This is a genomic window from Dolichospermum sp. UHCC 0260 (assembly GCF_009711985.1).
In the GTDB taxonomy this organism is placed as follows: Bacteria; Cyanobacteriota; Cyanobacteriia; order Cyanobacteriales; family Nostocaceae; genus Dolichospermum; species Dolichospermum lemmermannii.
The window spans coordinates 1-13,793 of the sequence record NZ_VIKZ01000030.1 but is presented as its reverse complement, the minus strand read 5'-3'; the positions used below and the strand labels follow the sequence as shown (position 1 = coordinate 13,793).

Here is a 13,793-nt window from a genome sequence, read left to right as displayed (position 1 = left end):
AATCAGACGATAGCTAGGTTCGTAAGTCGTGTAGAAAATCATTTAATGATTCATTTAATGATTTATTAAATGATTTTTTGCAAGACACTAAAAACCATAGTTGTCAGCAAAGGATATTAGGTAAAATAAATAGTCAATAAAAAACCAGCTAGGAACTAACTTAGCTGGTTATTTTTGTGTGTAAAATACCTTACTTACATTTTATCACTAAGTAATTTATTAATCATCTCCTGTTGCTGCTTTAACTGTTCTTTAAGCATTTCTAATTCTGTTTTCTGATCATCTGCTTGTGATTGATTAGCGGGTAATTCTGGATTAATTTGGTTAGCTCTATCAGAGATATCTTGGTAATGCTTCTCTGATACTTTTTCGTTATGTCCACACCACGCTGATACTATTTTTTCATCACGCCCTAAATCAAAAACTTGATGAGTGATGAATGTATGACGGGTATTATAACAAGGCAGGTATTTTCTTAATTTACCCTGCTCTATAAGAGTAGGAATTATGCCTATAATCTTAGAAGTAGAAGTGCCAGTAGTGCCTCTCCAGTTAGCTCTAAGTGTACCATCTTTGACTATTTTCCCGTCAACCTTGAATACTATATCATTATCTTTTCCTTGTGGTATTGACTTTAACAATTCCCATAACTCACCATTCTTAGGCATAGGGAACATTCTAATTAATGAACCATTTTTATGATTCTTTAATGGGTAAAATGACTTGGTAAGATTATTGTAAGTCCTCCTAATCAAAATTCTTTCTCTGTCAAATGAAACATCACACCACATCATCCCAATAGCCTCACCCGTCCTGCATCCTGTAAGAAACTTAAAAGCTAAAATGTCATACCATTTAGCTTTAGTTTTGTGATTACCAGATATTGAGTATTATAGCACCATTGACACCTAGCGCGATGTGTAATTTTTCTCAAGTCATGGGTGAGAACTATATTTTCATTGCTGGAATTTTAGATAATTTTAATTAATAGATATTTTCCCGATTCCTTTTTAATAGTAACTTTGACTACGTTTAGTATTTTTTCAAGCGTTCCAAATAGACGGCAAAATACATTATAATTTTGTTACATATTTGTTAAGAAAGGTTACACGACTCTTAACAAAAGGAAATATGGTTTATGGTTGTTCCCCGTGAGAAGAATGCACCACATGAAGTTGTTATCGTTGGTGGTGGCTTTGGTGGATTGTATGCAGCAAAGGCTCTTGCTAAGGCAAAAGTAAATGTTACTCTCATTGATAAACGGAATTTTCATTTATTTCAGCCGCTTTTATATCAAGTTGCCACAGGTACACTATCACCTTCTGATATTTCCGCACCATTGCGATCTGTATTCAGCAAAAGCAAAAATACAAAAGTGTTGTTGGGAGAAGTAAGTGATATTAATCCCAAAGCGCAACAAGTTATTTTGGGTGATGAAATAGTCCCTTATGATACATTAATTCTGGCCACCGGTGCAAACCATTCCTATTTTGGTAAGGATAATTGGAAAGAATTTGCTCCTGGTTTGAAAACTGTGGAAGATGCCATAGAAATGCGTCGGCGGATATTTTCAGCCTTTGAAGCCGCAGAAAAAGAAAGTGATCCGGTAAAACGTCGGGCTTTGTTAACTTTTGTGATTGTGGGCGGTGGTCCAACTGGTGTAGAATTGTCCGGTGCGATCGCTGAATTAGCATACCAAACCCTCAAAGAAGATTTCCGCAACATTGACACTTCAGAAACGAAAATTTTACTATTGCAAGGGGGCGATCGCATTCTCCCACACATTGCCCCAGAATTATCAAAAGTAGCAATAGAATCTTTACAAAAGTTGGGTGTGGTTATTCACACTCAAACCAGAGTCACAAATATTGAAAATGACATTGTTACTTTCAAGCAAAACGGTGAATTGACAGAAATTCCCTCAAGAACTATCTTGTGGGCAGCCGGTGTGCAAGGTTCAGCTTTGGGGACAATCCTCGCTGAACGCACAGATGTAGAGTGCGATTTCTCTGCCAGAGTAATTGTCGAACCTGACTTGACTATCAAGGATTATAAAAACATTTTCGTAATTGGAGACTTAGCTAATTTCTCCCATCAAAATGGTAAACCCTTACCTGGTGTTGCCCCCGTAGCCAAGCAAGAAGGAGAGTATGTAGGTAAACTCATTAAACGCCGGCTTCAAGGTCGGACTTTGCCAGAATTCAAATACAATGATGTGGGTAGTTTGGCAATGATTGGGCAAAATTTAGCCGTTGTAGATTTAGGTTTCATTAAACTCACAGGTTTCATTGCTTGGATATTTTGGCTAGTAATTCACATCTACTTCTTAATTGAGTTTGACACTAAATTAGTGATAGTAATTCAATGGGCTTGGAATTATATTACTCGCAATCGTCGCTCTCGATTAATTACAGGTAAAGAGGCTTTTTTGGCAACAGAAACTGTTAATAATAGCAGTCATTCCCAGACTACAGAAAAGAAGCAACCAGCCAAACTCTAGAATTTGTGGTTTGTAGTACCACGGCATTAAAATTTATGGGAAAATCCGCCATTCTTTCAACACTGAATTCAATTAGTGTGAGGTGGCGGGTTTAATTGTGAGTGCTACTACGTCTAGTAAATTGGGTGTATTTTTAGTCATTTAATATTCAAAACAATAGCTAAAGCATTACTAATTTCCTGCATAATTTCTTCCGCAACTATTCCCACTTTTTTAATTAGTCGTTGTTGAGAAACTGAACGAATTTGAAAAGTATCTGCTGTGGATAATTTGCTTAAATTATTCTCTGCTGTTGTTTCAATACGTATCATCCAAGGTACTTGTGCAAAAACTTCGTTCCATCCGGTAATAGGTACAATAACCTTTAAGCGTAAAGTACCTATATCATCATTATTAACAATGATACAAGGTCGGGTTTTGCTAATTTCATCCCCTACTGTGGGATCAGCATTATACAGCCAGATTTCACCTCTACGCATAATCTTGGTACTCATAAAAATCTTCATTACAAGTATCAACAAATTCTGTTAAACTGCTTTCTGTTTCATAATAAGAACGCATCATTTCCGCAGCAGCAGTTAAGCTCAGTTTTTGAGGATTTTGCATTTCTTCACGCATGAGTTTTAAGGCAAATTCTATTATCTCTAGTCTTTCGACATTAGGCATTTGTTTAATAGCTTCTAAAATTTGGGGGTTGATCATAATTTGTGGCAATTGTAAGTAATTTCTATTTTAAAGTAAGATATACTGACTCTGCAACCTTCGTAGGTTGGGTTGTTCGCGTCAGCGTTGCGGAGCAATGGAACGAAACCCAACACCATCCACCAGAATATTATAATTAATGTTGGGTTTCCTTGCGTCAACCCAACCTACAGGGTAAAATCAAGATTATAAAACACAACTTCAATCACAGGATATTTATAGTATGGAATATCGCCGCGCCAATGTGGCAGGAGGAACATACTTTTTTACAGTGGTGACCCAGAAAAGACAAAAAATATTATGTTTACCAAAAAATGTTTCTTTATTAAGAGATGCTTTTGGTTATGTAATACAGAAACATCCATTTATTATAGATGCTGTTGTTATTTTACCTGATCATCTCCACTGTATTTGGACATTACCAGAAAATGATCATGATTTTTCTACCCGTTGGCGGTTAATTAAAAGTTATTTTAGTCGTAAATGTGAAACTATTTCACCAGAAAATATATCTTTATCTAGAAAAAACAAAAAACAACGGGCTATATGGCAATATCGTTTTTGGGAACATTTAATTAGAGATGAAATTGATTTTCTTTCATCACGTTGAATATATTCATTATAATCCCGTGAAACATGGTTTGGTAACAGCACCAAAAGATTGGGAATATTCCAGTTTTCATCGGGCTGTGCGTCAAGGTATTTATGACATAATGTGGGGTGCGGGTGAGGAAATTATTTTTGATGATGATATTGGCAACGAGTAGAGAACACGAAAGATAATCTATTATAATAGATTACGACAAGAATATAATAAAAAATTAACTATTGCGATATTCGGAATAATATGTTAACTTGAATCCCAGTAGATTTGGTAGGTCTGAATATAACATCCAGTGATAGATGTAGAATTCAGTAGTGACTGGTAAAAATTGGACTACTATCTCAACCACATAGAGATAGAGACTACAGTCAGACAAGGTAAGTGGTAAACTTAGTAAGATGTGTGGTAATAATGAGTGTAAATACTCTACCCTGCCTAATCTACTACTTATTTATTACAAAAAAATACATTAGTGTGGTTACTCAATGTCACTTTCAAACTATTTTACCGACAGCTACATTATTAAATTACTCTGTCAGTATCGCGCGGAAATAGCCAAGAAGCGACATGATCAACAATTCTTACATAACATATCAACCTCTGCACCAAAGCCAGGAGATAAAGAGAAAGATGAAGAGGCTTTGATATGCAGATTGATGCCTCCTCGTAAACAATGGATACGTCCAAACTATGATAAAAGAAAAAAACATCAAAACATTCTTCAGGGTAATGTTTGGGCAATAGAGAAAACTATAATTCAAAAGCGAAAACATATTAAGTTTGAACAAGAACCTTGGTTAATCCAACTAAACCAATTTATTGAAGATATACGCTATTCTGCATTACAAGATAAAAATTTTAAAATTGAAAGTCCTCGCATATCTTTGGTTAAGAAAGAACCCAAAAGTAATAATCACGAATATAGACCAATTGCGAGCTATAAGTTAAAACATAGAATTATTATTGGACAATGTGCTAAATATTTAATTGATATTTTCGATAAATATTTTTTAGACTATTCTTATGCTTTTCGTAAGAATAAGCTTAACCACCACCAAGCTATCAAAGATTTAATTGAGTACAAAGCAAGTTATGATGATCAATCTCTTTGGGTTGCTGAATGTGATATTAAAGGTTTTTTTGATTGTGTTCATCATGATCAAGCACGTCTAGCTTTTAATAAAGCTCAAGAACGTTTAGAAATTCATGGTCAAGTAGTTGATAATAGGGCAATTGAGATTTTTGAATTGTATTTGCAATCTTATTCTTTTACGAAGGTAGCTATTCCTGATGCTGTTGAATGGTTTCAAAAAAATGATGAACAAGGACATTTAAAGAAAATTGACAAAGATTTAAAGCAGTTTTGGGATAATCCTCTTAATGAATTTATTGGCATTCCACAAGGTGGGGCTATTTCATGTATTATTGCAAATTTAATGTTAGATAATGCAGATCGGCAAATTCTCAATCATGAAATAGAGAAAAAACATTTATTTTATGCTCGTTATTGTGATGATATGATAGTTGTTCATCCTGATAAAGAAAGTTGTGAAAATTCTTTCAACAGATATCAGGAAGCTTTGAAGTTATTAAAACTGCCAATTCATGAACCACAGGAAGTAATTCAGTATGATAGAGAATATTGGAGAGGAAAGTCTAAATCTAAACTTCCTTATTATTGGGCAAATAAACAAGAAAATGGAGCAGTACCTTGGATTGCTTTTGTAGGTTATCAAGTACGTTATGATGGTTTAATTAGGATTCGTCCATCTTCTATTGAAAAAGAACTGAAAAAACAAGTTGAAGAAGCTAATCAAGTCTTGAAGATTGTTAATTCTAAGAATAATAGTTCGTCTGTTGAGGGACAAAATACTAATTCAAATACGTCTAATAATACTCCTGTCAGAAAATCTAAACATCAAATACGCTACAGACTGCACAAAAGATTAATTTCTATGTCTGTAGGGCGTGTAAGTATTAATTCTTTAAATACAAAAAAATCTGGATTTTGTTGGAGTAATGGCTTTCAAGTTCTTAAAGGTTATCCTTGTATTGTTAAGTCTCAACTTAGACAGTTAGATAGAGGGAGAGAGAAGCAACTGCGTCGTGTTACTAAACATATTGAAAATTTAGATACTCTGTCTGATTCTAAGCAAAGTAAGAAAGACACAAATTACTATGGTAAACCCTTCAGTTATGATGGTCAGTTTAAATCTACTATTGAATAATTTTTTATTTATCTAAAATTGTATTTTCTTCTTCATATTGAACTATTGCTTGTTCAATTATTTCATTACTCACATCTGTCAGATCAGATTTGGAATAAATTGTAGTGAGTATAATTCCTTGAGCATTTTTTAGATAATAAATCACTCTATATCCTCCACTTTTTCCTTTTTGAATGTTACTATTTTTAATACGAACTTTGAAAACTTGATATTTAATTCCTGCAATTCTATCTCCAGGAATTTCACCTGCTTGTAGTTGATCAATTAAAGGTTGAATATCAGTGCGAATGGAACGATAGCGTTTAGCTAGTTCTCGCAAATCTCTTTGAAAACGAGGAGTAAGAGCAATTTCAATTAGTAGTGGTTCATTATTATTCTGCATCTATTCCTTCCCACATTTGTGAAAGAGGTATAGTTTGTCCACTTAATGCTTCTTTTATTCCCTGATGAATACCTTCAATGACAATTTCTGTGGGTGTTTCTTCAAATGAATTTTTCTCCAATTGGAAAATATATTCTTGAATAAGTTGCAGTGCATAAGTTTCCACAGAAAGTCCTTGTTGTTGTGCTTCCTGTATTAAATACTGTTCTAATTCTGGTGGTAAGCTGAGGGTTAGTGTCATAAGTCTATTGTGGGTGACTTTATATATTGTAAACCTGCAAAAACAAAAAATTAACTCCAAAATACCAATAAGCGTTGTTGGGTTTCGTTCTTCAACCCAACCTACGATTTATAATTGATCGGATAACCTGCACACCTACATTTAGGCATGAAACTGTGACCGAAACTGGAAAATACAAAGATACCGTCAACTTACCCAAGACTAACTTCGATATGCGGGCAAACGCAATCAAGCGCGAACCCGAAATCCAAAAATTCTGGGAAGAAAACAACATTTATTCTCAACTGGCAGAAAACAACCCTGGCGAATTATTTATACTGCACGATGGTCCTCCCTATGCTAACGGCCAGTTGCATATTGGTCATGCTTTAAATAAGATTCTCAAAGATATTATTAACCGCTACCATTTGCTCCAAGGTCGTAAAATTCGCTACGTTCCAGGCTGGGATTGTCACGGATTGCCCATTGAGTTGAAAGTTCTGCAAAATATGAAACAGGCAGAACGGCAAAATCTCACTCCTTTGCAATTGCGTCAAAAAGCGAAAGAGTTCGCACTGAAGACGGTTGATGAACAACGAGAAAGCTTTAAACGCTATGGGATTTGGGGTGATTGGGAAAATCCTTATTTAACCTTAAAACCAGAATACGAAGCCGCGCAAATTGGCGTATTTGGGGAAATGTTCCTCAAAGGTTATATTTATCGCGGTCTAAAGCCTGTACATTGGAGTCCTAGTTCTAAAACCGCCTTAGCGGAAGCTGAGTTAGAATATCCTGAAGGTCACGTTTCTCGCAGTATTTACGCCGCTTTTCCGGTGGTGAAGGTTGCTGAAGGGTTAAAAGCCAGTTTGGATGGTTTCCTGCCTGATTTGGGCGTGGCTGTGTGGACTACTACTCCCTGGACTATTCCCGGTAATTTGGCTGTGGCTGTAAATGGTGCGTTGGAGTATGGGGTTGTGGAGGTTTCGCGCAAAGACGCACAAGGAGCAAAGGCGCAAAGGGAATGCAGATATCTAATTGTTGCGGCTGAGTTGGTGGAACGCTTGGGAGAGGTTTTGGATTGTGAGTTAACGGTAAAAGCCAAGTTCGCAGGGAAGGATTTGGAAGGTACTATTTACCGTCATCCTCTTTTTGACCGTGAAAGTCCGGTGGTGGTTGGTGGTGATTATATCACTACTGAGTCGGGAACTGGGTTGGTCCATACTGCTCCTGGTCATGGTCAAGAAGATTACATCGTTGGTCAGCGTTACGGTTTGCCGATTCTTGCCCCTGTTGATGATAGTGGGAATTTTACGGATGAGGCTGGTAAGTTTTCTGGCTTGAATGTTTTGGGTGAAGGTAATCAAGCGATTATTGACGCTTTGAATGAGGCAGGTTCTCTGTTGAAGGAGGAAGCTTATCCTCACAAGTATCCTTATGATTGGAGAACGAAGAAGCCGACGATTTTCCGCGCTACTGAACAATGGTTTGCTTCTGTGGCTGGTTTTCGGGAGGAGGCTTTAAAGGCTATTTCATCTGTGCGTTGGATTCCCGCACAAGGTGAGAATAGAATTACACCGATGATAGCAGAAAGATCCGATTGGTGTATTTCTCGTCAGCGTTCTTGGGGTGTGCCGATTCCTGTGTTTTATGATGAAGCAACTGGGGAAGTTTTGCTGAATGCGGACACGATTAACCATGTTCAAGCTATCATTGCTGAAAAGGGTTCTGATGCTTGGTGGGAGTTGTCGGTAGAGGAGTTGTTACCGGAAACATATCGCCATAATGGCAAGACTTACCGCCGGGGTACAGATACAATGGATGTCTGGTTTGATTCTGGTTCTTCTTGGGCGGCTGTGGCGAAGCAAAGACCGGAGTTATGCTATCCTGCTGATATGTATTTGGAAGGTTCTGACCAACATCGGGGTTGGTTTCAATCTTCTTTGTTAACCAGTGTCGCGGTTAATGGCATTGCACCTTATAAAACTGTGTTAACTCATGGTTTCGTCTTGGATGAAAATGGCCGGAAAATGAGCAAATCTGTGGGGAATGTGGTAGACCCTCAATTGATGATTCAAGGTGGGACTAATCAAAAACAACAACCTGCTTATGGTGCGGATGTTTTGCGGTTGTGGGTTTCTTCGGTTGATTATTCTGGTGATGTGCGGTTGGGTGGTAACATCATCAAGCAGTTAGCCGATGTTAGGAATAAGATTCGCAACACGGCGCGGTTTTTATTGGGTAGTTTGCATGATTTTGATCCTCTAAAGGATGCTGTAGCTTTTGATGATTTACCAGATTTGGATAAATATATGCTGCACCGCATTCGTGAGGTGTTTAATGAGGTGACGGAAGCTTTTGATAGTTTCCAGTTTTTCCGCTTTTTCCAAACTGTGCAGAATTTCTGCGTTGTGGATTTGTCGAACTTTTATTTAGATGTTGCGAAAGATAGATTATATATCAGTTCGGCTGATGCTTTCCGTCGTCGGAGTTGTCAAACGGTTTTGCAAATTGCTTTGGAGAATTTAGCGATCGCCATTGCTCCCGTTTTATGTCATACTGCGGAAGATATCTGGCAATTTATCCCCTACGAAACCCAATATAAATCAGTGTTTCAAGCTGGTTGGGTGCAGGTTGATGATAAATGGGAAAATACAGAACTAGCAGAATTTTGGAAAACACTGCGACGGATTCGTGGTGATGTTAATAAGGTTTTAGAACAAGCACGGACAGAAAAGTTAATTGGTTCTTCTTTAGAAGCTATTGCATTGATTTATCTTAGTGATGAAAAATTACGCACTGCTATCGAACCTTTGAATGTTAGCGGGAATGGAATTGATGAATTAAGATATTTGTTCCTCACTTCTGAAGTGCAATTATTAGATACTCCTGAGACATTAAAAGGATTGAAAACCCTGCGAGTTCAAGGTGAAGATAATTGGGATATTGGCGTAGTTAATGCCGCAGACTATGAACATGAAGGGAAATCTTATCACAAATGCGATCGCTGTTGGAACTATTCTCCCCATGTGGGTGAATCAGCAGAACATCCTTTACTGTGTGAACGTTGTATTCCCGCATTAGCTGGAGAATTTTAAAATCATGTAGGGGTTTAGCATTGCTAAACCCTTATACGATACGCAACAATGTTTTTCTTACCAATGGTTTTAAAAATGCAACCCAATATCATCATGAATGATGATCAATTTTTTAATTTCTGTCAGTTAAACCGTGATTTGAGAATTGAACGTAACCATCTTGGAGATTTATTAATTAGGGACTTCCAGGAAATAAATTATCCCAATAAATAAATGAACAAACGAACCACAGAGGCACAGAGAACACAGAGAGAGAAGAAATAGAGAGGGTTTTTGCGTTAGTTTTGGGACATTTTTTTATTTGGAAGTCTCTTATGTCTCCTACAGATTCAGAAACAGGTGGACGTAATTTTAATTTAATCGGTGAATTAGGTGTTTGGACAAAGCAAAATGGTACAGGAGTAGGATTTGGTTCTAGTGGTGGTTTTACCTTACCTAATGGTGCAGTGCGTTCTCCTGACGCAGCTTGGATAAACCGCGCAAAATGGGAAGCAATACCAGCAGAACAAAGGAAAAAATTTGCTCCTATTTGTCCTGAGTTTATTATTGAATTGCGTTCAGAAACTGATAATTTAAAGATTCTGCAAGAAAAGATGCAAGAATATATAGATAATGGTACACAATTAGCTTGGTTAATTGATAGAAAACAACGGAAAGTATTTATTTATCGTCCTAGTCAAGCTGTAGAAGAATTAGACAATCCCCAAACATTAACTGGTGAGAATTTATTACCCGGATTTGTTTTAGATTTAAGTCAGATTTGGTAATAAATAACAGTAGAACCTAGATATTGTAAAAACTAATAAATCTATTAATTTATCCGTCTTTATCTGCGTTCATCTGCGTTCATCTGCGTACCCTTCGGGAAGCAAGCTACAATCATTCTTGAAATCTTATTTGGTAATAAATAAATTATATTCCAGCTTTAGCGAGAGAATTTTTCCTCTAATCTTGCTTGGAAAGAATTTGGCTGAATTAAGCAGTAAGAACCAAGACGATGTTCTTGTGGGGCGATTTTTTTAGTTAACTTTGCTAAAATGGGTTTTGGGACTTCAGCGGTATGACGTTGGGTTAATACTGGCATTTCTTGCCAACAACTCCGGCAAAACCAGTAATTTTCAGCACCACGGATATGGTGTAAAAGAAAGTCGGAACAGCAAGGGCATTGGGGCATAATAGTTTCAAGTCCTTTGTTAAAAGTGTTCGGCTAAATCCAGTCATGTAATAAATTGAGATAAATTAAAACTTGTTATGTATATTCCTTAATTTTAACTCTCAAGCAGGGGGGAATTATGAGAATACTTACAAGAACAATATATTACGTAATATTTCGCTATATTAGCTATACATTTATTTATACTCTAAACTAGAGTAATCTTAAATGGAGGATGCCATTTAGACATCTGGTAGTCAATCCCGTTCCCTGCTATATATCCTCGCAACATCCTCAAACTCTCCGTGCATAAACAGAATGGGTTCTGAATTAAATAACAGTAGCTATTTAAGGAATCTCAGAATATGTTGGAAATTAAACGCAATCAAGAAAATAGCCAAATTCATCAAGAAGCTTTAGTATTACCCTTTAATGCTGTGGGAATTGCAGATATTCCCCTAGTAGGTGGTAAAAACGCTTCCTTAGGGGAAATGATTCAACAACTAAGTTCCCAAGGTGTGAAAGTTCCCACGGGATTTGCGACTACGGCTTATGCTTATAGATACTTTATTACTGGGGCTGGTTTAGAAGTAAAACTGAGAAAGATTTTTGCCGATTTAGATGTGGAGGATATGGCTAATTTGCAAGAATGTGGCAAACAAGCCAGATCATTAATGTTAGAAACCCCATTTCCGCTAGAATTGCAAGAAGCGATCGCTAGATCCTATCAAAGTTTATGTCAAGAATATAGTATAGATACAGATGTGGCTGTTCGTTCTAGTGCCACAGCCGAAGACTTACCAGACGCTAGTTTTGCGGGACAACAGGAAACTTACCTGAATGTTCATGGCATTAAAAGCGTATTAGAATCTTGCCATAAATGCTTTGCTTCTATCTTCACAGACAGGGCTATTTCCTACCGACAAATGAGAGGTTTTGATCATTTTGAAGTAGCCTTATCAGTCGGTATCCAAAAAATGGTACGTTCAGATTTAGCATCTTCTGGGGTGATGTTTTCCATAGACACCGAAACAGGCTTTCAAAATGCCGCTTTAATTACTGCTGCTTATGGTTTGGGTGAAAACATCGTTCAAGGTGCAGTTAATCCCGATGAATATTTGGTATTTAAACCAACTTTAAAACAAGGATATAAACCCATTCTCCAAAAACGGTTGGGAACAAAAGAAATTAAAATGGTTTATGATCTAGGTGGGTCAAAATTAACTAAAAATATTTCTGTCCCTCAACTTGAACGTCATCAATTTGCCCTCAATGATCAAGAAATCCTCCAACTAGCAAAATGGACTTGTATCATTGAAGATCATTATTCCCAAGTTCGGGGAATGGCCACACCAATGGATATTGAATGGGCAAAAGATGGGATAACAGGAGAATTATTTATTGTCCAAGCTAGACCAGAAACCGTTCAATCTCAAAAATCAAAAACCGTCCTCAGAACTTATCAACTCCAGGAAAAAAGTCAAGTTTTATTAACTGGTCGTAGCGTAGGCGAAATGATAGGTCAAGGTAAAGCTAGAGTTATTCTAGATGTGCCAGATATTAACCTATTTCAAGCCGGAGAGGTGTTAGTTACTAACCGCACAGACCCAGACTGGGAACCGATTATGAAAAAAGCCAGCGCTATTGTCACTAACTCTGGGGGGAGAACCTGTCATGCATCAATTATTGCCAGAGAAATGGGTATTCCTGCTATAGTTGGTTGTGGAAATGCGACTACAGTTTTAGAAACTGGACAAGAGATTACTGTGAGTTGTGCGGAAGGGGAAACAGGTCAAGTTTATGCAGGTTTATTAAACTTTGAAATTCAAGAATTACCATTAGATAATTTACCTCGAACCCGCACTAAAATTATGATGAATGTGGGTAATCCAGAAGAAGCTTTAGGTTTAACGGCAATTCCTAATGATGGTGTTGGTTTAGCGAGAATGGAATTTATCATTGCTAATCATATTAAAGCCCATCCTTTAGCATTATTACATTTTGACGAATTAGAAGACGAACTTGCCAAATATAAAATTAGCGAATTAACGGCACAATATGAAGATAAAGCCGAATTCTTTATTGCCAAATTAGCGCAAGGTATCGGCACAATTGCCGCAGCATTTTATCCCAAACCTGTAATTGTCCGTTTATCTGACTTCAAAAGTAATGAATATGCCAACCTTTTAGGAGGTAGACAATTTGAACCCAAAGAAGAAAATCCGATGATTGGTTGGCGTGGTGCTTCTCGTTATTATGATCCTCGTTATCGTGAAGGTTTTGCATTAGAATGTCAAGCTATGAAACGGGTAAGAGAAGAAATGGGTTTAACCAATATGATTCTCATGGTTCCTTTCTGTCGCACTCCCCAAGAAGGAAAACGGGTATTAGCAGAAATGGCAAAAAATGGCTTAGTTAAAGGCGAAAATGGCTTAGAAGTTTACGTTATGTGCGAGTTACCAAGTAACGTTTTATTAGCTGATGAATTTAGTCAGGTTTTTGATGGTTTCTCCATTGGTTCTAATGATTTAACCCAATTAACATTAGGATTAGATCGAGATTCTGAATTAGTGGCACATTTATTTGATGAACGCAATGAAGCTGTTAAAAGAATAATAGCAAAAGCCATAACTACTGTTAAACAAAATAATCGCAAAATTGGTATTTGTGGACAAGCACCCAGTGATTATCCAGAATTTGCTCGTTTTTTAGTTGAACAAGGTATAGATTCTATTAGTCTCAACCCTGATTCTGTGATTAAGACAATGTTAGAAATTGCGAAAGCAGAAACAGGGGAATAGGGGAATAGGTAATTGGTAATTGGTGATTGGTAATAGGTAATTGGTAACAGTTTTACAACTAACAACTGACAACTGTACGGGCGAAGCATTTGGGGAACTATTTTTGGC

General features: G+C 37.0%; 10 protein-coding genes and 2 pseudogenes. 6 read left to right on the top strand and 6 right to left on the bottom strand.

Annotation, left to right across the window (positions count from 1 at the left end; all coding sequences use genetic code 11):
• Nucleotides 1–194: 194 nt before the first annotated feature.
• Nucleotides 195–668 carry a DUF5320 domain-containing protein gene (locus tag FJR08_RS13145; RefSeq protein ID WP_158310519.1) on the bottom strand — a complete coding sequence of 158 codons (474 nt, stop codon included), beginning with the start codon at nt 666–668 and terminating at the stop codon, nt 195–197.
• Nucleotides 669–1,138: 470 nt separating this feature from the next.
• Between FJR08_RS13145 and FJR08_RS13140 the strand changes: the two genes are divergently transcribed.
• Nucleotides 1,139–2,500, top strand: coding sequence for an NAD(P)/FAD-dependent oxidoreductase (locus FJR08_RS13140; protein ID WP_168633464.1), 1,362 nt, complete (start codon nt 1,139–1,141; stop codon nt 2,498–2,500).
• A 137-nt stretch (nt 2,501–2,637) separates the two neighbouring features.
• Here FJR08_RS13140 and FJR08_RS13135 read toward each other — a convergent pair whose 3' ends face one another.
• Complete coding sequence (locus FJR08_RS13135; RefSeq protein WP_254433040.1) at nt 2,638–2,994, bottom strand: type II toxin-antitoxin system PemK/MazF family toxin; 357 nt, start codon at nt 2,992–2,994, stop codon at nt 2,638–2,640.
• On the bottom strand, nt 2,972–3,202 hold the full coding sequence (locus FJR08_RS13130) for a hypothetical protein (protein ID WP_015079878.1): 231 nt from the start codon (nt 3,200–3,202) through the stop codon (nt 2,972–2,974). Before FJR08_RS13130 ends, FJR08_RS13135 begins: the two co-directional genes overlap by 23 nt.
• A gap of 223 nt (nt 3,203–3,425) precedes the next feature.
• Here FJR08_RS13130 and FJR08_RS13125 point away from each other — a divergent pair.
• A pseudogene (locus FJR08_RS13125) lies at nt 3,426–3,969 on the top strand (transposase).
• Between the two features lie 322 nt (nt 3,970–4,291).
• A complete protein-coding gene (locus FJR08_RS13120) occupies nt 4,292–6,034 on the top strand; it encodes a reverse transcriptase domain-containing protein (RefSeq protein ID WP_168633463.1) in 1,743 nt (580 codons plus the stop codon).
• Nucleotides 6,035–6,038: 4 nt separating this feature from the next.
• Here FJR08_RS13120 and FJR08_RS13115 read toward each other — a convergent pair whose 3' ends face one another.
• Nucleotides 6,039–6,416 carry a type II toxin-antitoxin system RelE/ParE family toxin gene (locus FJR08_RS13115; protein ID WP_168633462.1) on the bottom strand — a complete coding sequence of 126 codons (378 nt, stop codon included), beginning with the start codon at nt 6,414–6,416 and terminating at the stop codon, nt 6,039–6,041.
• Nucleotides 6,406–6,657, bottom strand: coding sequence for a hypothetical protein (locus FJR08_RS13110; RefSeq protein ID WP_168633461.1), 252 nt, complete (start codon nt 6,655–6,657; stop codon nt 6,406–6,408). The genes FJR08_RS13115 and FJR08_RS13110 overlap by 11 nt, the downstream gene beginning before the upstream one ends.
• A gap of 155 nt (nt 6,658–6,812) precedes the next feature.
• Between FJR08_RS13110 and ileS the strand changes: the two genes are divergently transcribed.
• Together ileS and FJR08_RS24265 are read left to right on the top strand one after the other, a co-directional pair.
• The gene (gene ileS, locus FJR08_RS13105) at nt 6,813–9,731 is read left to right on the top strand and encodes an isoleucine--tRNA ligase (protein WP_168633460.1); all 2,919 of its coding nucleotides are present in this window, start codon (nt 6,813–6,815) and stop codon (nt 9,729–9,731) included.
• 48 nt (nt 9,732–9,779) lie between these two features.
• A pseudogene (locus tag FJR08_RS24265) lies at nt 9,780–10,498 on the top strand (Uma2 family endonuclease).
• Nucleotides 10,499–10,656: 158 nt separating this feature from the next.
• Here the strand turns inward: FJR08_RS24265 and FJR08_RS13095 are convergent.
• Nucleotides 10,657–10,905, bottom strand: coding sequence for a hypothetical protein (locus tag FJR08_RS13095; protein WP_015079873.1), 249 nt, complete (start codon nt 10,903–10,905; stop codon nt 10,657–10,659).
• Between the two features lie 344 nt (nt 10,906–11,249).
• Here FJR08_RS13095 and ppsA point away from each other — a divergent pair, with 344 nt between their 5' ends.
• Nucleotides 11,250–13,685, top strand: a complete 2,436-nt coding sequence (gene ppsA / locus FJR08_RS13090) for a phosphoenolpyruvate synthase (RefSeq protein WP_168633458.1) — start codon at nt 11,250–11,252, stop codon at nt 13,683–13,685.
• Nucleotides 13,686–13,793: the final 108 nt, after the last annotated feature.

Coding starts and splice junctions, on each gene's coding strand:
- FJR08_RS13145 (WP_158310519.1), bottom strand. CDS start 668: ATGCCTAAGAATGGTGAGTTATGGGAATTGTTAAAGTCAATACCACAA.
- FJR08_RS13140 (WP_168633464.1), top strand. CDS start 1,139: ATGGTTGTTCCCCGTGAGAAGAATGCACCACATGAAGTTGTTATCGTT.
- FJR08_RS13135 (WP_254433040.1), bottom strand. CDS start 2,994: ATGAGTACCAAGATTATGCGTAGAGGTGAAATCTGGCTGTATAATGCT.
- FJR08_RS13130 (WP_015079878.1), bottom strand. CDS start 3,202: ATGATCAACCCCCAAATTTTAGAAGCTATTAAACAAATGCCTAATGTC.
- FJR08_RS13120 (WP_168633463.1), top strand. CDS start 4,292: ATGTCACTTTCAAACTATTTTACCGACAGCTACATTATTAAATTACTC.
- FJR08_RS13115 (WP_168633462.1), bottom strand. CDS start 6,416: ATGCAGAATAATAATGAACCACTACTAATTGAAATTGCTCTTACTCCT.
- FJR08_RS13110 (WP_168633461.1), bottom strand. CDS start 6,657: ATGACACTAACCCTCAGCTTACCACCAGAATTAGAACAGTATTTAATA.
- FJR08_RS13095 (WP_015079873.1), bottom strand. CDS start 10,905: ATGCCCCAATGCCCTTGCTGTTCCGACTTTCTTTTACACCATATCCGT.
- ppsA (WP_168633458.1), top strand. CDS start 11,250: ATGTTGGAAATTAAACGCAATCAAGAAAATAGCCAAATTCATCAAGAA.